The sequence below is a fragment of the Nocardiopsis lambiniae genome (assembly GCF_031845465.1).
Lineage (GTDB): Bacteria > Actinomycetota > Actinomycetes > Streptosporangiales > Streptosporangiaceae > Nocardiopsis > Nocardiopsis lambiniae.
Window position 1 is genome coordinate 1 of sequence record NZ_JAVREP010000054.1, and the last position, 312, is coordinate 312.

A 312-nucleotide genomic window follows, 5' to 3' on the forward strand; every position below is an offset into this window, starting at 1 on the left:
AGGGTAAGGCCCCCTATAGACGATGGGGTTGATAGGCCGGGTGTGGAAGCCTTGTGAGGGGTGGAGCTGACCGGTACTAATAGGCCGAGGGCTTGTCCGCTGCAGATAATTGGGTGCTCGCGCATACGTTTCACATAATCTGGAAGCTTCCTGTTTCCTGGCTGCCGTGGGGTGGTTTGGGTTTCGGGTGTTGGTTTCCGTGGTGGTTATGGTGGGAGGGTCACACCCGGTCTCATTCCGAACCCGGTCGTTAAGTCTCCTTGCGCTGATGGTACTGCCCTGTGGTGGGGTGGGAGAGTAGGTTGCCGCCAC

Annotated in this window: 2 rRNA genes; both read left to right on the plus strand. The window is 58.3% G+C overall.

Going from position 1 to position 312, the window contains the following annotated elements:
- A 23S ribosomal RNA gene (locus tag RM479_RS27490) occupies nucleotides 1-100 on the plus strand; the annotation flags it as partial.
- 98 nt (nucleotides 101-198) lie between these two features.
- Nucleotides 199-312: ribosomal RNA gene (gene rrf, locus RM479_RS27495) — 5S ribosomal RNA — on the plus strand; the annotation flags it as partial.